Origin of the sequence: Jeotgalibaca sp. MA1X17-3 (assembly GCF_021513155.1) — a bacterium.
GTDB lineage: Bacteria > Bacillota > Bacilli > Lactobacillales > Aerococcaceae > Jeotgalibaca.
Window position 1 is genome coordinate 1,783,456 of the sequence record NZ_CP090983.1, and the last position, 20,056, is coordinate 1,803,511.

24 protein-coding genes are annotated in these 20,056 nt (G+C 35.7%); all 24 read right to left on the bottom strand.

Going from position 1 to position 20,056, the window contains the following annotated elements:
• Positions 1-224: 224 nt before the first annotated feature.
• Positions 225-1,148, bottom strand: a complete 924-nt coding sequence (locus tag LZ578_RS08955) for a cell division protein FtsQ/DivIB (protein ID WP_235144831.1) — start codon at positions 1,146-1,148, stop codon at positions 225-227.
• A gap of 90 nt (positions 1,149-1,238) precedes the next feature.
• Positions 1,239-2,342: an undecaprenyldiphospho-muramoylpentapeptide beta-N-acetylglucosaminyltransferase gene (gene murG / locus LZ578_RS08960; protein WP_235144832.1), complete on the bottom strand. Its 1,104-nt coding sequence runs from the start codon at positions 2,340-2,342 to the stop codon at positions 1,239-1,241.
• Positions 2,343-2,351: 9 nt separating this feature from the next.
• The gene (gene murD, locus LZ578_RS08965; RefSeq protein ID WP_235144833.1) at positions 2,352-3,749 is read right to left on the bottom strand and encodes a UDP-N-acetylmuramoyl-L-alanine--D-glutamate ligase; all 1,398 of its coding nucleotides are present in this window, start codon (positions 3,747-3,749) and stop codon (positions 2,352-2,354) included.
• A 17-nt stretch (positions 3,750-3,766) separates the two neighbouring features.
• Positions 3,767-4,732 carry a phospho-N-acetylmuramoyl-pentapeptide-transferase gene (gene mraY, locus LZ578_RS08970; RefSeq protein WP_235144834.1) on the bottom strand — a complete coding sequence of 322 codons (966 nt, stop codon included), beginning with the start codon at positions 4,730-4,732 and terminating at the stop codon, positions 3,767-3,769.
• A 77-nt stretch (positions 4,733-4,809) separates the two neighbouring features.
• On the bottom strand, positions 4,810-6,960 hold the full coding sequence (locus tag LZ578_RS08975; RefSeq protein ID WP_235144835.1) for a penicillin-binding protein: 2,151 nt from the start codon (positions 6,958-6,960) through the stop codon (positions 4,810-4,812).
• On the bottom strand, positions 6,957-7,349 hold the full coding sequence (gene ftsL / locus LZ578_RS08980) for a cell division protein FtsL (protein ID WP_235144836.1): 393 nt from the start codon (positions 7,347-7,349) through the stop codon (positions 6,957-6,959). Before ftsL ends, LZ578_RS08975 begins: the two co-directional genes overlap by 4 nt.
• Before the next feature lie 45 nt (positions 7,350-7,394).
• The gene (rsmH, locus tag LZ578_RS08985; protein WP_235144837.1) at positions 7,395-8,345 is read right to left on the bottom strand and encodes a 16S rRNA (cytosine(1402)-N(4))-methyltransferase RsmH; all 951 of its coding nucleotides are present in this window, start codon (positions 8,343-8,345) and stop codon (positions 7,395-7,397) included.
• A 12-nt stretch (positions 8,346-8,357) separates the two neighbouring features.
• On the bottom strand, positions 8,358-8,789 hold the full coding sequence (mraZ, locus tag LZ578_RS08990) for a division/cell wall cluster transcriptional repressor MraZ (RefSeq protein ID WP_235144838.1): 432 nt from the start codon (positions 8,787-8,789) through the stop codon (positions 8,358-8,360).
• Positions 8,790-9,006: 217 nt separating this feature from the next.
• Entirely contained in the window at positions 9,007-10,020 is a 1,014-nt protein-coding gene (locus LZ578_RS08995) for a glycosyltransferase (RefSeq protein ID WP_235144839.1), read from the bottom strand.
• A gap of 32 nt (positions 10,021-10,052) precedes the next feature.
• Positions 10,053-10,268: a DUF3397 family protein gene (locus tag LZ578_RS12725; RefSeq protein WP_396326669.1), complete on the bottom strand. Its 216-nt coding sequence runs from the start codon at positions 10,266-10,268 to the stop codon at positions 10,053-10,055.
• Positions 10,269-10,631: 363 nt separating this feature from the next.
• The gene (gene rpmF / locus LZ578_RS09000) at positions 10,632-10,811 is read right to left on the bottom strand and encodes a 50S ribosomal protein L32 (protein ID WP_235144840.1); all 180 of its coding nucleotides are present in this window, start codon (positions 10,809-10,811) and stop codon (positions 10,632-10,634) included.
• Positions 10,812-10,862: 51 nt separating this feature from the next.
• Positions 10,863-11,420 carry a DUF177 domain-containing protein gene (locus tag LZ578_RS09005; protein WP_235144841.1) on the bottom strand — a complete coding sequence of 186 codons (558 nt, stop codon included), beginning with the start codon at positions 11,418-11,420 and terminating at the stop codon, positions 10,863-10,865.
• A gap of 125 nt (positions 11,421-11,545) precedes the next feature.
• Positions 11,546-12,742, bottom strand: coding sequence for a nucleotidyltransferase (locus LZ578_RS09010; protein WP_235144842.1), 1,197 nt, complete (start codon positions 12,740-12,742; stop codon positions 11,546-11,548).
• Between the two features lie 34 nt (positions 12,743-12,776).
• A complete protein-coding gene (locus LZ578_RS09015) occupies positions 12,777-13,511 on the bottom strand; it encodes a class I SAM-dependent methyltransferase (protein WP_235144843.1) in 735 nt (244 codons plus the stop codon).
• Positions 13,508-13,867: a ribosome silencing factor gene (gene rsfS / locus LZ578_RS09020; RefSeq protein WP_235144844.1), complete on the bottom strand. Its 360-nt coding sequence runs from the start codon at positions 13,865-13,867 to the stop codon at positions 13,508-13,510. The genes LZ578_RS09015 and rsfS overlap by 4 nt, the downstream gene beginning before the upstream one ends.
• Complete coding sequence (gene yqeK / locus LZ578_RS09025) at positions 13,864-14,463, bottom strand: bis(5'-nucleosyl)-tetraphosphatase (symmetrical) YqeK (RefSeq protein WP_235146435.1); 600 nt, start codon at positions 14,461-14,463, stop codon at positions 13,864-13,866. Before yqeK ends, rsfS begins: the two co-directional genes overlap by 4 nt.
• 1 nt (position 14,464) lies before the next feature.
• Positions 14,465-15,097, bottom strand: a complete 633-nt coding sequence (locus LZ578_RS09030) for a nicotinate-nucleotide adenylyltransferase (RefSeq protein ID WP_235146436.1) — start codon at positions 15,095-15,097, stop codon at positions 14,465-14,467.
• A 51-nt stretch (positions 15,098-15,148) separates the two neighbouring features.
• Positions 15,149-15,454, bottom strand: coding sequence for a ribosome assembly RNA-binding protein YhbY (yhbY, locus tag LZ578_RS09035; RefSeq protein WP_311198619.1), 306 nt, complete (start codon positions 15,452-15,454; stop codon positions 15,149-15,151).
• A 49-nt stretch (positions 15,455-15,503) separates the two neighbouring features.
• A complete protein-coding gene (gene yqeH / locus LZ578_RS09040; RefSeq protein ID WP_235146437.1) occupies positions 15,504-16,619 on the bottom strand; it encodes a ribosome biogenesis GTPase YqeH in 1,116 nt (371 codons plus the stop codon).
• 19 nt (positions 16,620-16,638) lie between these two features.
• Entirely contained in the window at positions 16,639-17,166 is a 528-nt protein-coding gene (locus LZ578_RS09045) for a YqeG family HAD IIIA-type phosphatase (protein WP_235144845.1), read from the bottom strand.
• Between the two features lie 240 nt (positions 17,167-17,406).
• On the bottom strand, positions 17,407-18,273 hold the full coding sequence (gene thrB, locus LZ578_RS09050) for a homoserine kinase (protein ID WP_235144846.1): 867 nt from the start codon (positions 18,271-18,273) through the stop codon (positions 17,407-17,409).
• Positions 18,274-18,309: 36 nt separating this feature from the next.
• Entirely contained in the window at positions 18,310-19,119 is an 810-nt protein-coding gene (locus LZ578_RS09055; protein WP_235144847.1) for a homoserine dehydrogenase, read from the bottom strand.
• Entirely contained in the window at positions 19,083-19,583 is a 501-nt protein-coding gene (locus LZ578_RS09060; protein WP_235144848.1) for a hypothetical protein, read from the bottom strand. The genes LZ578_RS09055 and LZ578_RS09060 overlap by 37 nt, the downstream gene beginning before the upstream one ends.
• A 194-nt stretch (positions 19,584-19,777) precedes the next feature.
• Complete coding sequence (locus tag LZ578_RS09065; RefSeq protein ID WP_235144849.1) at positions 19,778-20,008, bottom strand: YkuJ family protein; 231 nt, start codon at positions 20,006-20,008, stop codon at positions 19,778-19,780.
• Positions 20,009-20,056 lie beyond the last annotated feature (48 nt).

Genomic DNA, 20,056 nt, shown 5'->3' on the forward strand with positions numbered 1-20,056 from the left:
AAAGCTAAGCCATTTATTAACCTACTAAACTGCAATGACTGTTATCATTTCTTGTTCAAAAATTCATTTTTAATAAAATTGTTTATACCTTATATATTTTAGCATACCTCATGCTCATTTTTGAAGTTTTTCGAAAATTATTATTACTTCTTTCCTTATTACTCAAAATTCAGCACTAATATGAGAGTTTTTTCTATTAATGGTTCTACAATAGACAAAAAAACTTATTCTTCTATTTCTAAGTCCACAAGGTCTTTATCATCTTTTGTATTTTCCCCTTTGTCAAAAGGTTGGAAAAACACACCTACTTCCATATCAATCGTTCCCTTTTGCTCACCGATTTGATTTAAAATATCAGGATAGTAGCTAATTTTATTGGAAAAATCTTTTAAATTTGCTTTTATTTGATTCCCATCATTCATAAATAAAAGGATCGTATATGGATTCTCAGCATTTCCAGTATAGTTAATATCGGAAATGCTATTTTGAATTTCTTCACTTACTGTATTTAGCTCCGTAACAATCGTATCTAAATACAAGTCATCTTCAAAGTTTTTGAGAATAATTTTACTTCCTCTTGGTATTTTCTCTATATCTTTTAAAATAATACCCGTCTCCAAAACATTTTGATAGCCCATTTCAGTTTCGATGTAGGCAATCGTTTGAAAATCAGAGACAGACAAAGAAATATCATTTAGCCCTTGCCAGTTTATCTCTACTTTTTTTATTTGTGGCAACTCTTCTTTTATTTCTTTTGTAATACTCTCTTCACTTGTAATAACACCCAGCATGGTTTTTTGACTCGTGATATGACTTGCATCAATAATGAGTTGTTCTGGAATTTGCGTATCTCCCCTTACATGTACATGATTAACATGCCCATAAGAAGAAAGTAGATATCCCGTAATTAAAATTCCAGATATAAAAAATGTATAAAGAAAAAGATAGGATATCTTTTTTTGCTCTTCTTTTTTTGGTTTTTCTCTTTCTTTGTTGAACATTGCTTTCAATTTAGGAAAAGAGGCCTCTCCTTTCGGTTTTTCCATTTTCTCCTCAATTGAAAAACTTGTTGAACTCTCTTGCCTATCTTTTATTGCTTCACTTTCTTGTTCTTGTTTTCTAGCATATTCCATTTGTGCTTGTTGCAAAGGCGTCTGAGCCTTTATCTTTTTTTATTTTGGGATTTTATATGTAAGGACTTAAACGGACGAAAGCGTTCAAACATTATCCCACCACCTTTACTCTTCGATTACTTCTTTAACCACTGCCGCTAAGCGATCAGCGGCATCAGGAATACCTAAACTACGTGCAGCTTCTGCCATATTTTTTTGTTTTTCTTGATTCATCATCAATGAATCAATTGCTTCAAACATTACTTTTGCATCCAATTCTTTTTCTTCTAAGATAAGGGCAGCACCTTTTTTCTCTAAGCTCTGTGCATTTTTCAACTGATGATTATTCGTTACATAAGGACTAGGAATCAAAATACTAGGAATTCCTAGAGCTGTTAATTCAGTTAGAGTAGTAGCACCACTACGGCAAACAACTACGTTTACTTTTTTAAACAATGCTGGCATTTCTTCTACATAAGGAACGATTCGCACATTTTCAAGATTTTCACCTAATGAATCTACTTGTGAAGTAATCTTCTCAAAATGCTGTTCTCCTGTTACGAGAATGACTTGATAGCCTTTTTCTTTGAACAGAGGAATCGCTTCGGCCATGGATTGATTAATTTTAGCTGCTCCGCGACTACCTCCGAAAATAAGCGCGGTAGGTAATTCGTTTTGAAGACCATAATTCGTCAAAGAGGCTTCTTGTTTGATATTCGCTACTTCTTGCGCACGAGGATTTCCTGTAAAAACATTTTTTTCTGGATACTTACTAAAGTCTGCGCGAGCATCTTCGAAACACAGACAAATCCGACTTACATAGCGAGCCAGAAACTTGTTAGTAACACCTGCTACAGAGTTTTGTTCATGGATTATACTTGGTATTCCTAACCGTGAAGCTGCATAAAGAACGGGTGCACATACGTATCCACCCGTTCCAATCACGACATCAGGCGAAAACTCCTTTATTATCTTTTTAGATTTCGAAATACTTTTAATCATGAGGTAAATGGTTTTTAAATTCTCTAAAGAGAGGGAACGACGTAGTCCTTGTATCTCAACCGATTTAAAAGGAACGCCAGCTTTGGGGACGATTGTACTTTCCATTCCTCGTTCTGTTCCTACATAGAGAAATTCAGCATCTGGATACAACTCTTTTAGTCGATTCATAAGAGCGAGAGCAGGATAGATATGTCCCCCTGTCCCCCCGCCAGATAATAGTATTTTCATAAGAAGAGCCTACAGCGGCCCATTCACCTCATCTTTCTTTTCCTTTAAATCTTGCACAGCTTTTATAAACTGATCTCCACGTACTTCAAAATTTTGATATTGATCCCAACTTGCACAAGCTGGAGAAAGTAGAATTACATCCTCTTCTTCACTCCGAGCATATCCTTCGATTACTGCTGTCCTGACATCTTTTGAAATTTTCACGTCACTAATGTCGGCTTCTTTTGCTGTCTGAGCTAATTTTTCTGCTGTTTCTCCAAATACAATCATCGCTTTTACATTTTTTAAAAATGGAATGAGTTCATCAAAGGTATTCCCTCTATCTAATCCACCAGCAAGCAAGATTACTTTTTGATTTGGAAAACTATCGAGTGCTGTTTGTGCAGCTAAAATATTCGTTGCTTTGGAATCATTATAAAAAACTCTTCCTTTTATTTCATCGACATACTGAATCCGATGCTTTACACCATGAAACGACAAGAATGCTTTTTCAATGATTTGGTTGGGTATTTTTTCTATTTTTGCTACAGCAATTGCTGCCAAAGCATTCTCTATATTGTGAGAACCCGGCACCCGTAAGGAAGAAAGAGGCATCACACGTTCATCACCATAATAAATGGCATCATTTTTTATGTAAACTCCCCCGTCTAGTGTTTGCATACGCGAAAACGGAATTATTTGAGCATTTGCTTGTTTAGACAGCATTTGCAATTCTTCTTGATCCCAGTTTAATACTAAATAATCTGTTGCTATTTGGTTTTCAGTTATTCGCCATTTCGCTTTTACATATTCTTCTCTAGTACCATGATAATCTAAATGTGCTTCTGAAATATTGGTAAGGATGGCAATATGAGGATGTAATTGATCAATTCCCATTAGTTGAAAACTGGACAATTCCATAATTACATCGTCATTTTCACTTGCCTCTTCCGCAATTAAAGTCGCTGGTATCCCAATATTTCCAGCTTTATATGCTTTCCCTGAAACTCGATCTTGATTTAATATATTTGTAATCATTGTAGTCGTAGTCGTTTTACCATTCGTTCCCGTTACACAAATTAAATTAGCTTCCAATACATCCGCCGCAATTTCTACATCAGTCAAAATAGGTATACCCATTTCTAATGCTTTTTCGACCATTGGATTTGAATAAGGAATGCCTGGATTTTTCACCATATACGAAAAAGATTCGTTTAAAAGTTCTAAAGGATGTTGACCCGTGATTACTTTAGCTCCCAGAGTAATCAATTCTTGTGCATCTGGATTTTCATCTAACTCTTTTGCATCGTTGACCGTTACATAAGCTCCTAGCTCTAACAACAGCTTCGCAGCATGAAAACCACTTAAAGCCAATCCTAAAACGAGTATTTTTTTATTTTCAAAACGTGTATGTTTTCTAGTTTCCATAAATGAATCATCCTCCATCAAACTACTAGTAGTAGTCCTAAAATAGCTGCTAATAGACCTATTAACCAGAAAGTAAGAACGACACGCCACTCACTCCATCCACTCATTTCGAAGTGATGATGAATAGGGCTCATTTTAAAGATTCTTTTTCCACGTAGCTTGAAAGAACCTACTTGTAAAATTACACTAGCCGTTTCTATTACAAAGATAAATCCAATAATTAGCAAACTCCATTCTTGATGCAAAGCAAGGGAAACAACTGCCAATCCCGCTCCAAGAGAAAGAGAACCAACATCACCCATAAATATTTTTGCAGGTTTTTTATTAAAGAAAAAGAATCCCAGCAAGCCTCCGATAATTACGAGGCAAAATAATAAAACTTCTACTTGTTGTTGAGTATAAGCTATATATGCATAAGCTGCATAAGCAAAAAAAGCAGTTCCAGCAACCAAGCCATCCAAACCATCTGTTAAGTTAACAGCATTTGAAAAACCTGTAATCCAAACAATTGTGAAGATAGCGAAGAGAATCCAACTACTCACGGGACCAATAAATGGCACGGAAATCATAGGGATTGATCCACTAAAATAATAAAGCAAAACAAAAACAGTTGAACCAAATAATTGAGCTAAAAATTTTTGTTTAGAAGTTAATCCTTCATTTTGTTTTTTGAATATTTTTAGAAAATCATCTAGAAACCCAATGACTGCAAAAAATAGTAGTGTGAAAAGTAACATAAAGGTATTTGTATTTAAAACATTTTTCCAAATTGCGGAGCCAATTAACGTAAATGTTGCAGATAATACAAACACAACTCCACCCATAGTAGGTGTACCACTTTTCACTTCATGCCACAAAGGGCCTTCCTCTCTTGTAACTTGACCAAATTGACGAATCTTAAAATACCCTATAAAAACAGGCATGATACTAATTGTTAGACCAAAACTAATAACAAACGGCATCAGCATTTCTGTCCAATCCATATGTGTTCCTCCTTTATTGTATTTTACCTTTTAATGGATGTGGGCATGTTAGCCTAAAATCCATTAAAAGGCACAACTTACTCCAAAATAATTTTGACTGGTTCATCAGGATTCAAGACTGCTCCTTCTAAAACTCCCTGATCCACGACATATCCTTCTCCTACAAACTGGAAGGGGGTACCTGTCAGTTCCGATATTTTCAAGACATCATCTTTAGACCATCCATGAACATCTGGCATGGTCATCGCTCCTTCTGTCATTAAAACAACTCTTTGATTCAATAATATATTCGTTCCTGCAAAAGGATATTGTTGGACAACTTGGCTCCCACTACCTATTACAGATACAGAGTAAAAACCATGCTCTGCTAAAGAATCAATCGATTCCTGTTTGTTCATACTTGTCACTTTGGGAATACTTCCCTCATAGCTTTCTTGAGTATTTTCCGCACCTAATTCATCATAGGCTACTGCACGTGTCAGCATTGGATTAAACACTTCCGATAAATAAGTAGAGAATGATTTTTCTTCTACATTTTTTGGTAGCTTCAAAGTAACATAAAGGATATAGCTCGGATCATCAATCGGTGCAAATCCTACAACAGAATATAAGTACTCATTCCATCCTGTATAGTATTTACCTGTTTCAGCATTCACTAATTCAGCTGTACCTGTTTTTGCTCCAATTCTAACATCCTCTATTTGATAAGCAGATGCCGTACCATAATCTGCATAGACCACTTCCGTTAAATAATTTAAAACAGTCTCAGCTGTTTCCTTACTAATTGGAGAAGATATTTCTTCTGGTTCCATTACTTTTTCTTCCCCTGTAACAGAGTCAACTATTTTACTAATATATTGAAGCTTCATCATTTTTCCGTCATTTGCTACAGAAGTAAATGCTTGAATCAACTGAAAAGGAGTGACTGTGACCCCTTGACCAAAAGAGGTATTGACTTTTTCTAAAGGATAATTGTAATTATAATCCCCAGTTGCTTCATTCAATAATCCTGATTTAGTGGCAGTTGCAATCCCAAAACTCTTCATATATTCTTCCCAGACTTCAAATCCCATTTGCTCTACTAGCTTTACAACCATCACATTACTAGAACGAGCGAAACCTTCTAGATAAGAAATTTCACCCCAACCAACAACGTTAAAATCATGAATAGTGCCTCCTTCAACATTAATAGAACCTGACATAAAGGTATCATTCGGACGGAAGATTCCTTCGTTAATTGCTGCGGCAATCGTAAGAATTTTAAAAGTAGATCCAGGCTCAAAAGATTCCTCAATCAAAAGATTCTGCCATTTAGAATCGATTCCCTCCATTGTCGTAGCGTTGAATGTAGGACGTTGTGTTGCAGCCACAACTGCACCTGTTTTAGGATTAACGAGCGTTGCTACCATTGCCTCTGGCTCGGCTTCTTCATACACTTTTGTCATTAATGTTTCAAGATAAATCTGTAACCTTGTATCAAGAGTCAGATAAATATCCTTTCCATCAACAGGTTCTTCCAAAACCATCTCTGTGTGTGGAATGGTATATCCTTGAGAATCTTTTTGTGCAATGGTCTTTCCATCTTGCCCTTTCAACATACTATCGTATGCCTGCTCGATCCCCATCATACCCGTCAGCAATTCTTCGTTCTCTTCTTCGTCTTCTTTATCCACAGCTGCGTATCCAACTAAGTGAGATGCAAATATTCCATTTGGATATAAACGAGAAGGAGTCTCTACAAAAACAATACCAGGAAGCTCTTCTTCTTCAATATCAGCTTTCGTACTGTAGGATAAATTAACTCCCGCTCTTCCAAACTCAACTTGATTAACATTTTCTTGTTGTAAAACATTTAATATTTCCGTTTTACTCATGTCAATATGCGTGGAGAGCACTTGTGCTGTCTTTTCTTTATCAATAATATGCTGAGGGTTATCCTTATCTTCATTCCATTCATCAGTCAATACTCCCAATAATGAATAAGAAGTAGCATCCATAGCAATAGGATTTCCACCTATATCATAGATGGAACCTCTTTTTGCGGCAAGGATACTACTTCTGGTATATAAATTATTAACATGCTCGCTCAAGTTTTCGCCGTTTACCTTTTTTGTAATCATGATCGATGAAAAGCGATAGGCGAACAGTAGAAAAGTCAACCCAGTTAATAACATCATGATTTTTGTCATATTTCGACGGTTTTTAAATGGATTATTTTTCTCTTTCATCTTGTTACATTCCTCACATTAGCTTCATTCATTTCAAGTCCCATTTCTTCAGCCATTTCTATAATACGATCATAACGTGACAATTCTTGTACTTCTTGCTCTAAATTAGAATTCTCTATAGCCATGGCAGTGTTCCCATTTTGTAGATCTTGAAAACCTCTATTTTGGTTAGAAAGAATCACTTGAGTTAGTAAGCTTCCAAAGAACAATAACAGCGTAACAATCGTGAACATACTCATCAAACTTTTTTCTTTTTTCGAGAATACTCTCGTCTTCTTTTGTGGTTCATTAATTTCAGGAGAAGTTGGTGCTTGTTTTGGACTTTGTTGCGGATTTTCATATGGTAACGCTTGGCTATATATGTCTTCTGCATATTCTGGAGTTGCCATACATTACACTCCTTTCATCTGTTCATAAGGGTTCGTTTTTTATATTTATTTTTTTAGTCGTTCAATTACACGTAATTTTGCACTTTGCGATCGTCGATTTTTTGTTAATTCTTCTTCCGTTGGTAAAAGTGGCTTTCGATTTATCAATCGATAATCGATTTCAATATCTTTGGGTAAGATAGGAAGATTTGCTGGAATTTCTTCAGCAGTAGATACTTCTTTAAACATTACCTTTACAATACGATCTTCCAAAGATTGAAAGGTAATCACGCTCATTCTTCCACCAACTTTTAACAACTCTAATCCATCTTCTATTGAATCAGAAATAGAAGATAGCTCATCATTTACAGCAATCCGTAGTGCCTGGAAAATACGTTTACCAGGATGGCCACCTTTCCTACGTGCAGGAGCAGGAATGCTATCTTTAATAACCTCAACTAATTCTTCTGTTGTTTCAATGGGTTGTTTCTCTCTTAAACTTTCTATATTGCGTGCAATCCTCTTAGAGAATTTTTCCTCTCCATAGCGATAAAATATCTTCACAAGGTCTGCATAGGCCCATTCATTAACAATATGTTGAGCCGTCAGTTCTTGATCTTGATCCATTCGCATGTCTAAAGGAGCATCAAAACGGTAACTAAACCCTCTTTCAGCTTGATCCAATTGAGGAGATGAAACTCCTAAATCATATAAAATCCCATCTACTTCTGTTATTCCTAACTGATTTAATTCTTCTTTTAAAAAACGGAAATTTGATTTAATTAACGTTACTTGACCTTTTTCAATGTAAGCAGCTAATTCCTTTTCAGCATTCTCGATAGCCGTACGGTCTTGATCAAATGCAAATAAATGACCATTTGGACCTAGTTTTTCAAGTATTTTACGACTATGGCTAGCGCCACCTAACGTACAATCTACATATACACCATCAGGTTTGATTGCTAACCCCTCAATAGACTCTTCTAGTAATACACTATCATGTTCAAATTCTGCCATTTTATTCTACCCCTATAATCCGAAATCAATCATATTTTCAGCAATGTCCTCAAAAGAAGCTTCTGCCGATTCGGCAAATTCTTCCCATTTGTGTTCACTCCAAATTTCAATTCGATCTGAAACGCCTACAACACGACATTCTTTTTCAATTTTTGCATAATCAAGTAAGTTATTAGGTATATTGATCCGCCCTTGTTTGTCGATATCTGCTTCAACAGCTGCAGAATAAAAAAATCGAACAAATGAACGAGCATCTTTTTTGGAAAGAGGTAGCTGTTTTAGCTTCTCTTGTAAGATTCCCCATTGCTCCATTGGATACCCAAATAAACAACCATCTAATCCGCGTGTTAGGATAAACGTTTCTCCTAATTCCTCACGAAACTTAGCAGGTACAATTAAGCGTCCTTTGGTATCGATGTTATGTTTGTATTCACCGATTAGCATAAGAATCTCCCCATCTTTTCAATATAGTTTCAGTCTACCACATCCCCCCACTTCTCACCACTAAATTATAGGGATTTTTGGCAAAAAAATAAATCTCTTCCTGGATTTTTCCAAAAAGAGATTTCACTGTGAATATATATTATTATAAAGACATTCCCAAGTCATTTAAATAGATAAAAATATGGAAAATGAGAACGTATTTATTTTCTTCCTTTTACTAAAGTGGGGATTTTATTCCCATTGCTTTCTTATATACAAATAGTAATTGTTCCCCTATTTTAGTAATATCTTTGTCTTTAATTTTTTCAGAAGCATTTTCTTTTAAAGAAGGCAGAGAACCTTCTAAGATCATTTTTATTTTCAGTTTAAAATCATCGTTGGTTTTTCCTTTATACACATGGACATCTTCTACAAAATCAATTTTGTAAATAGGGATATCTCGAACGAGAATATTTTGTTTCATAGCCATTGCTTCTAACAAAACAATCCCCTCCGTTTCTTCATACGTTGGGAAGAAAAAAAGATCGGTTCCAGCATATGCATCCCTTAACTCTTCAGGAGTAACATATCCCGCAAAAATAAGGTTGGGTAGCTCTGTTTCTACTGCTAGCCTAATTTCTTTAGGAACTTGGTTAAGATTGAGAAAACCAAACCAGATAAACTGATAGTCCGGCATACGTTTCGCTAACTCTACAAAATCAATAATCCCTTTTCGTTTGATATACAATCCAACTGACATAATAATTTTATCTTTTAGATGATAGTGATACTTTTCACGGAACCTATTCTTCATTTCTTTATTTTCTTGGTAATAAGAAAGGTCAATTCCGTTCGAAACCGCTACAATGGGAGACGTTACTCCAGAATGAATTAATAATTCTTTTGCATATTCAGTGGGAGTTACTACTACATCTCCTAAGTTGTAGGAATGGACAATCCACCGACGAAACAAAGGTGATAGTTGATTGGAAAATAGAAAAGAGTTCCGGAAATCTTCTTCTGTCGAATGAGCATGGTAAACGATTGGAATGTTTTTCTTTTTCATTTTTTTAGCTAAATGATAGGATTTCAAGAAATAAGTATTAATATGAACAACATCAACCTTCTCATTGACATCTGTTGTAAAGGTTACTCCCACTGACTTTAATGCTGTCTTTTGATGTTCAATTGCCCTTCCTAAACCAGATTTACTAATCCATTTCATTCCCTCTGAGTACAGTAATACGTTCATAAATATCTCCTTCTTTTATCGTTTCCTTCTCTTTATATATTCGCCACTTGAGTGATCCGTACAAATACTAAACCGTAATACAAAAGGAATCCCGTTATGAAACTCACTTTCAAAAAAAGTGAAAATATTTTTCCTTCTGAAATATTCTTCTTTCTTATATAAAAGTAGAAAAGAGTTCCTAAGCCAACTAAAAAAATAACGAATAAGAAAACAGGTAAAAGACTATATGTTAATACTCGGACACTCAATATATGAATTCAACTAATAAGATAGGTACGACGACATCTGTGACAGAAAGTTTAAAATGAGGTTGATATTGAATAAATGGTTTAAAAAAAAGGTGGATCAAAATAATTTCAAGTACAGGTATCATATATAAAAATAATTCAAGGCTATCTATCTTCATCAATTTTATCGCATCCTTTATCTTCGATCCTAAATCTATTACTATTAGTTTACTCTATTTCTATGGGAAACAAACCAAAAAAGTACTTTCTATTTAATGAAATAGTTTTCGAAATAAAAAAGGAGTCCTCATTTACTCTTTTGGTAAACAAACAAAAAACCGACAGACAATTTAAAAACTTGTCCGTCGGTTTTCATGTATGAAATTATGCTTCTTTTGATACTACTTCTTTGCCGTCATAATGACCACATGAAGCACAAACGTGGTGACTTTTTTTCATTTCGCCACAATTTGGACATGCATTCATACCAGGTACTTGCAACTTGTAATGAGTACGTCTTTTAGCCTTACGTGCTTTGGATGTTCTTCTTTTAGGTACTGCCATTTCCTTACACCTCCCTGTAATGAGTACTGTATAAATCATACAGCTGATTGTTCATTCTTCGTTTTCTTCGTCTATCAGAAGACCTTTCAATTGCGCAAAGCGCGGATCGATATGCTCTTCTTTTTCCTTCGCTTTTTGTTGTTGGTAGTTTTCTTCTGAAACAACAACCCAATTATTTCCTGTTGGCATGACATTCGAAGTACGTTCTTCTTCTGTAAGTACCTGACTTGGTAAATGAAGAAGGATCGCATCCTCAATTGCTGGAATTAAATCCAACTCACGCCCTTCTATAGGAATGATAACTTCAGCTGGGTCATCAAAACCCAGATACTTTTCTTCATCTTCCACATAAAATTCAGTAATGGGCACATTCAGTTTTATTTCCACCGGTTCCAGTGAGCGCGACGAAGGCAGGGTGATCATTAAATCGATCTGGAAATTGGCAAGTACGGCATGATCTTCATATAATAAAAAACCATTTGCTTTAATGTCTGACACTGCCAGAATTTCGCTATCCCGCTCCATCAATGACTTTTCACGATTAATCGTTTCCGAAAAATGTAGTGGTTCACCATGATGTTCTTGGATTTCTTTTAAGGTCCATTTCATTTCCTTCACCCCTAAAATAACAAATTGAATTATACTAGTCAAAAAATAGTTTGTCAATGTATTTTCCTTTACAACAAGTAAAGTATTTTTTTATTACACTTCAAATATGAAATGGAATATACATATTACAGAATCTGAATCGGAGCACGTGTATAATTCTGTTCATCCAATTGGAGTCCTACGCCAATCTGGTAGATTTGATCTGACTGTAACTCTTTCAATAAATGCTGTTTATTTTTTTTGGACACATTGGTAATCATAACAGTATCTGTCTTCTTTTTCAATTCATTCAAATACTTACTTCCTGCTGTTGTGAAGCCAAGTATACGAATAACAGGAGGACGAGCAAAAAAGCTTTCTACATCCTTTTTCTTAATCCCTAGTAGGATATAAAGGCACACCCTCTGAAGTCGCACCCAGGTCCAGCGTTTGTTCTTTACGAGACTTATGAATTGAGAAAAAGATTCTGATTCGGTAGAAAACTTTTTAAGCCGGTATTCAATTCCTTCTTCTACCTGATAAAACTTTTTTAATGATTCAGGTGTGTTAAAAAGAAGTTGATAACGCAGATAAGGCCAATAGTTTTCCCAAGATACAAACTGACTTCTCAAAATAGCTTCTATGGTTTCCGGGGGGACCCAGTCCATCCATCTTGAATCTGTCAACTTCTCTTTTTCTAGCAATGCTTTGCGGATTGCTGTTCCACTAGCGTATACGGAGTTTTCTTTTGATTCAATATCATGATGTTGGGCTCCTGTACGTTGAATCACTACCGTTTCCATTGGTTCTGGATAGTTATGATTCTCTTTTACATATGCTAAACCAAGTGAATTATTAGGAGTATCAAAAGCTAATGTAGGACCATTTTCTCCTGCTATTTTCCGAATAGCTTCTTCCATTTGAGCAGGATAGCTTCGGCCATCATTTCGAAATTCCTGAAAAAGAAAATTAAGTTCTTCTTCTTTTTCCATCATAAAATGAGCCATTTCTATAAAATCATCCACTCGTCCTTGCTCCACACCAAATGAGAAGGTATTACAATCTAAACTTTGTAAGAGACGGATGCCACTTTTAGCAAATAAATCAGTCGCTTGAGAACTTCCTAAAACAGGTATTTCTACAACGAGGTCAGCACCATTTTGCAAAGCACTAGTGGCTCTAGACCATTTGTCAATCATTGCCGGCTCTCCTCTTTGTAAAAAATTCCCACTCATCGCAACAATCATAACTTCACTCTGAGACCTTCTCTTGGCTTCCTTTAATTGGTAGAGATGTCCATTATGAAAAGGGTTATACTCAGCAATAATCCCACAACTTCTCATTTCTACCCGTCCTCTCCACTTACTCTATTTATTTTTATGCTTTTCGACAAGTGAAAAACCAACGAGGAGTATCTTCTTTAAGGGATTGCCTGCCAAAATCAGCTTGTACTTCAATATCTTGAAAGCCAGCTGTTTGTAAAAGGCTTTTCAGAACAGGAATACTATAGGTTCTTTCCTCATGAAATTCATGAATTCGTTCGAAAAGTTCATCCTTTTGTGAAACAAAGAAAGTAAGCATATGTTCTACACTATTTTCTTTTTCTCCTTCAAAACTCTCCCAAAGGAAAACATCATCTTCATCTTGGTAGATGTACTGATAACCAGGAAAAACTTCGTTCATTTGATACAGGGAGTGAACATCAAATAAAAAACTACCCTTTTCGTTCAAATTATTAAATACCCCTTGGAAAACATGTAGTAAATCTTCTTCCTCTGTCAAATAGCAAAGCGAATCTGAAAAACAAGTAACCGTATCAAAACTACCGATTTCTCCTATTTCTCGCATATCACCTTCTAAAAGAAGAAGACGAACATTTTCTTCTTCCATACGCTCATATGCCAAAGAAAGCATCTCATTAGACAAATCAAAGCCAGTCACATCATGACCAGCCTTTGCGAGATCTACCGCAATTTTTCCAGTTCCACAAGCTAATTCCAATATTTTTAATGTGCTTTTATGGGAATTCTGTTCTACAAAGGACAACCAATCTTTATACACAGATTGATCCATCACCTTATCGTAAAACCGGGAAAAGATTTGATAACTCATTGCTCGTTTACCCAATCACTAATATCAACAAGTGGAGCATCACTCCAAAGTTTTTCTAAATTATAATAAGAGCGTTCATCTGAACTAAATACATGAACAATCACATAATTTAAATCAATTAGAGTCCATTTACCAGAATCTTTTCCTTCTACATTTTTAATTGGGATGTTGTTTTTCCCAGCAGCTTGTACAATTCCTTGTACAATAGCAGCCATTTGACGATCATTACGACCATTGGTTACTACAAAATAATCACTTAGTACGGTTAAATCTTTCACATCCATTGCGATAATATCTTCCGCAAGTTTATCATCTGCTGCTTCTATAATTACTTTTAGTATTTCTTCACTTTTCAATATATTTCCTCCTTATTTCTTACCCAAGCATTATATACTGTTAGTGTTTCTGGGTAAACTAATATTCCCTTTTCCACTAGGTGAATAATCGTTTGGGTAATTTTAAACATGACTGCTTGATCCAAGCTCTCCATTGCTAACGCTCGCGCGTTTTGTACTCCAGGAAATTTTCTTCCTGGTTCAATATAATCAGCTACAAATAAAATCTTTCCCGTAAGAGACATTTTTTCACTCCCAATCGTATGATCACGAATGGCTGTGAGAATTGTTTCATCGGTAATTCCAAACTTCTTTTCTGCAAAATAAGCTCCTGCAGGACCATGCCAAATTTGACTGCCATATTGAAGGATTTCTGGATTCCATTGTTCTTCTTGAACGATAGAATCCATCGTCTCTTTAGGTAACTCTTTAGCATAATCATGTAGGATAGCAGCCAGGCTGCAAGCTTCTAAATTCCCTTTGTATCTTTGTGCTAGCTCTAACGCACTTTTTTCAACGCGAAGAATATGCTCAAATCGCTGAATTTTCATTTTAGATTTTACTTCCGTAAGAATATCATCTCTCGTCCAACTTGTATATTTTTCTGAGTAAACCATTTCAGTCAAGATACAGTCCTTCTTTCTCTATATACTCTTCTACGCTCTCGGAAACAAGATATCGAATCGACTGTCCTGCTTGCACCATTTTGCGAAGAGAAGTCGAACTAATATCTAAAGAAGGACAATCCACCCAAATAATGGGATAAGCACTTTCACCCTGATAGCCTGGACGTCCTACCCCTACAAAATGAACGTATAACAAGAGTTCTTCCATTCGTTCCCATTTAGGTAAATATTCCACCATATCTGCTCCAATAATAAAATAATAGTCCGTGTCAGGATTTTTTTCAGTGAGTTCTTTCATGGTATCCACGGTATAACTTTTACCGCCTCTTTCCAATTCAATCGTTTCCAAGGCAAATAAATCATTCCCCTTGATTGATTGTTCCACCATTTTTTTTCGGTGTTTACTTGGAATAGACGGCTTTGCGTCGATATGCGGAGGTTCAGCATCTGGCATAAAAAATACTTGATCTAAACCTAATTGATGGCCAGCTTGTTGAGCAATATTTAAATGCCCTACATGAGGAGGATTAAACGTTCCGCCTAATATTCCAATCCGCTTTCGAAAGAAAGGATTCTCTTCAGGTTGAGTTTCCTCAACTGTAAAAAAATTCAAATCACTAACCATTTCCATCAACTTCACCAAACCATACTTCCACCTTTCTGCTCACATAACGTATTATATTTTATTAACTTGTTCAGATAGACGTTGATTCTTTTCTTGAGAAGACTCTCGGAAAAAGATAATTGTTTTTCCAATTTGTTGAACAACTACAGCATCTAACTCTGTAGAAATCTCTGCTGCAACATCCTCTGGAACTTCATCTGTATTTTGCAATAAAGAAATTTTAACTAATTCTCTTTTTTCTAATGCATCATCTAATTGTTTAATAATCTCGTCAGTCAAACCAGCTTTTCCAATTTGGAAAATGGCTTGAAGATGGTGTCCTTCTTTTTCAAAAACTGTTTTTGTTTTCCACGTAATTCCATACTATTCCTCTTTTCAAGATAAAAATGCTATCTGGTATTTGTGTTTAAATAATTGGCTTTCTAATAACCACGTCTACCCCTTCTGGGATCCACGCAGCAATCTTCGCTGGATGATGAACCGCGATCCATCCTAACCCAGAAAAGACGACGTCTGAAGCTTCTTTTAGGTTAAATTCTTTTCTCACTAATTTTGGAAACTCTCCCACTTCATCAAGAGTTGGTGGTTGAAGGAGTGATCCGACGTGTTTGGTATAAAAATCATCGGCTTTTTCTAATTTAGTACGGTGAATCTTTAATTCGTTTGCAAAATAACAAGTAAAGGAACTACGCTCACCTGAAAGGAAATCAAACCGTGCCAAACCACCAAGAAATAGCGTTTGTTCCGGATTCAATTGGAAAGTAATTGGTTTAATTTCTTTTTGAGGAGAAACTAAATTTAAGTCTTTCGCACTTAAAACATGAGCCATTTGATGTTCATGGATAATTCCAGGTGTATCAACAATGAAACTTCCATCATCTAAAGGTATTTTAATTTGATCTAACGTAGTACCTGGGAAACGAGAAGTTGTAATAATATCTTCATTGTTACCGGTAGCCACTTTAATAATTTGATTCATTACAGTCGATTTTCCTACGTTTGTAACTCCTACTACATAAACGCTACGTCCTTTTCGGTGTTTCTCAATTGACTGAAGGAGCTCTTCAATGAAATCACCATTTTTACCACTTACTAATAAAGCTTCAATAGGACGTAACCCAACTTGGTGGGATTGTTGTAACATCCAATTTTGAATTCGGACTTTTTTAGCAGAACGAGGTAACACATCTACTTTATTTCCCACTAACAGAACTGAATTATTCCCAACAAAACGGTGCAATCCTGGAATCATACTCCCGTACATGTCAAAAATATCCACTACATTCACAACTAAAGCATCCTCATCCCCAATGCTATTCAGCATTGCAAGAAATTCATCATCTGATGATTCAACTTTTTCTAACTGGTTGTAGTGACGAAGTCGGAAACATCTTTGACAATATACCTGTCCAGATTCTATTCCTTTTTCTAATGCACTAGCGGGAGTGTAGCCTTTTTCTTCTGAGTTTTCCGTTTGGACCTTTGCACCACAACCGATACAATAGATTGCTTCTTCATTTATTTCATTTTTAATTTTATCGTTACTCAAGTGTTTTCCTCCATATCATATTTGGATCATCTTTAATTAATTTTTTTAAAATAAACCGCTCAAAGAATCGATTTATTTTAGTATTCCAAGCATCTGAATCCAGAATTGGAATCACTAAAATCGATCTGACGCCGGCTCGATTTGCACCGAAAATATCTGTAATCAGTTGGTCTCCTACCATGACACACTGCTCTAGTGGAAATCCAGCTTGCTTTGCCGCTCGAAAATAAGCACGACGAGACGGCTTTAACGCACGTGGTACATAATGTAAATCAAGATGCTTGGCTACTTTTTCCACACGATCTCCACTATTATTGGAAATAATCGTAATGGATATATCATTTTCTTTCATTTCTTCTAACCATACTAGTAATTCTTTTGTTCCTAATGGATTATTCCAGGCGATTAAGGTGTTGTCAAGATCGACAAAAACTGCCTTTATATTGTGCTTACGCAACTGTTCTGCTGATATCTGATAGACGCTCTCCACCATCCATACCGGTTTAAATTTACCTAACATATATACCCCTTTTTCTACAAATAAAGAAAAGGTCAGCTCCGAGATAGAACTTCAATCCTTGAAGCTTTTTTAAGTACACCTCAAATAGGAAAGAAACCGTCTGCTAACTCTTCTCTTCACGATATTTAATTGATCACGAACACTATATTGTATATTAATTATAAAGGTTTGGCAAATAATTACAAGAGAACCTACCGGTTTATTCAGACAGTCTCTAGGAAACTATTTTCTCTACCTTTTTTAAACAAACATACTTCCCATCCGCTCTATTGTTGTTTGAAGAAGTGTATAATCCGGATAAAGCTCTTGCACTCTTTCTTTGAATACAGGTATTTTATCTACAGGTAATAAAGTCAAAACGGCTGTACCCGCACCACTAAGATACGTGCCGTATGCATGTTCTTCATGGGCTATTCCGCGTATTTTATTTAATTCAGGAATAAGCTCCGAACGATATGGTTCATGGAATAGATCTTGTTCCATTAGGAATCCAGCCTGGACCAAATCTCCTTGATGAACGGCAGAAACTAATACATTCGCAATGCTACTCCCTCTTGTTGATTCGCTAAAGGGTAAAGAACCTGGTAACACAGAACGACTTTCGGTTGTCAGAAGCTCCCGATTAGGAATAGTAATCAGTAACCCAGCTTCCGGAAATGTTGATTGGGTCCAAATAACTTGTTCGCCAAGCATGGTTCCTACTGTGAAATCTCCTAAAATAGCTGGTAGGATATTATCAGGATGACCCTCTATTTTAGCTGCAAATTGAATTTTTTCATCTTTTGTCATTTCTAAGTTTCCTATATGATTCGCCAGTTCAATACCAGCTACAATCGCAGCAGAACTACTTCCTAAACCACGTGCAGGTGGAATATCAGATTTCATTAATAACTTATGAGGTGTTAAATTTGGAGCCAATTTCAAGGCGGTCTGAATCACTAGATTAGTATCATCTTGGGGAATTGCTTTTCCTAACTGATGTTCAATCTCCCAGTACTCTACCTCTTCTATTATTTCAACGGTTAAATAAAGGGAAACAGCTAGTCCTAGAGAATCAAATCCAGGACCCAAATTTGCTGATGTTGCAGGAACTCTTATCATTACCATATGCTCACTTCCTTCTTTCATTAAATAAACAAAAAATTATATAATAGAGAAAATAGCTTCTAGTCTATAATGTGGATCCAAAGAAAAAGTGTTTTCTAAATCTATCCATTTTTCTCGTGGGAAGTCCTTTACGGTAATATAAACGTTTTTTGTTGAATCATTTTCAGTAGATAAAGAAGTCGCATCCCAGCCCATTAATTGGAATCGATCTAATAAGTAATGAGTTTCCTTATCTGCTTCTTCTTTTCCTTTAAAACGAATCACAATATTGGAAAAAACACCATTGTTTTCTAATTTAGTAGTCTGAGATTGAAAAACTGGATTTTCACTTTGGATCTTCCGGTTCTTGTCTTTGGCAAGAGAAATAATATCAGAAACTACACTATTCGCTGTAGGGAATCTACCAGCACCAGGCCCATAGAACATGGTTTCTCCAACTGCCTCGCCCTTTACGTAAACAGCATTATTTTCATTTTTCACAAATGCTAATGGATGTTCTAACGAGACAAACATCGGTGCGACTTCAGTCCAAATTTTTCCGTTCTTTATTTCTGAAAGAGCAACTAATTTAATCGTACCATCCAATTGTTCAGCAATAGAAAAATCCAAGGATTGAATATGAGTGATACCCGTGATATCCATTTCCTCTAATACTGTTTTTTTACCAAAAGCAAGTTGCGTTAAGATAATTATTTTACGTGCTGCGTCAATCCCTTTTACATCTGCGGTGGGATCACTTTCAGCAAATCCTAAATTTTGAGCCATCTCTAATGCTTCTTCATAAGATAAATGATCTTCCTTCATTTTGGTCAACATAAAGTTACTCGTTCCATTAATGATCCCCATAACCTTTTGAACGTGGTCACCTGTAAAGCTATCAAGTAAGGCTTGAATGATTGAATTCCCCCTCCAACACTAGCTTCAAATCGTAATCCTACTCCGTTTTCTGTTGCAGTTTTAAGGAGTTCATCTCCCGCTACAGCAAGTAAATCTTTATTCGCTGTCACTACTTGCTTTCCTGCACGGAGAGATTGGGTAATGTATTCTTTTGCAAGATCCATACTACCCATTACTTCTACTATGATTTCAATGGACTCTTCTTGGAGAACCTCACTAAACTGATCGGTCAGAGGTATTCCTTTATCCAGTGAAGATTGATGTTTTTCTATATGATTCACCAATATTTTTTTCACTTGAAGTTCACAACCAATTGCTTCTTCAATTTTTTCTTTATTTCTGGTAAGGAGGTCATAAACTCCTTTTCCTACTGTCCCAAAACCTAGTAAACCAATATGAATTGCTTTATTCAATAAAATCCTCCTCCTTTTATATCCGTTCTTTCAACATGTCTTCATTGAATCATATCATATTTAGATTGTTGACTTCCAATCGATACATCCTCTTTGAAAATGTCTTTTTATTTTAAAAGAACGGAGAAGGTACTGGCATTACTTCCCAGTACCTTCTCCGTTTATCTCTATTTTTTTAACTGAAAAGAAGATTTTTAATCTTGCAATAATTCATAAATTTCAATTGCAGTTAAGTCTAAGTCATCAAACTGATACACTTGATTGGTCGCATGCTCTTCCAATTCAAAAGATTCAGTTTCACGATTGTATTTGACAACACAGCGTTCATCTCCACTTTTTTCAAAGCGTCGAACTTCTATTTCTCCGTTGTCTTCCATCATCACTTCTAGTCGTCGGATGATTGCAGATAGTTGTGAAGGTTTCATAATTTTTCCCCTTTCCAGACTGACTTCTAATATATTCTAGCATTTTTT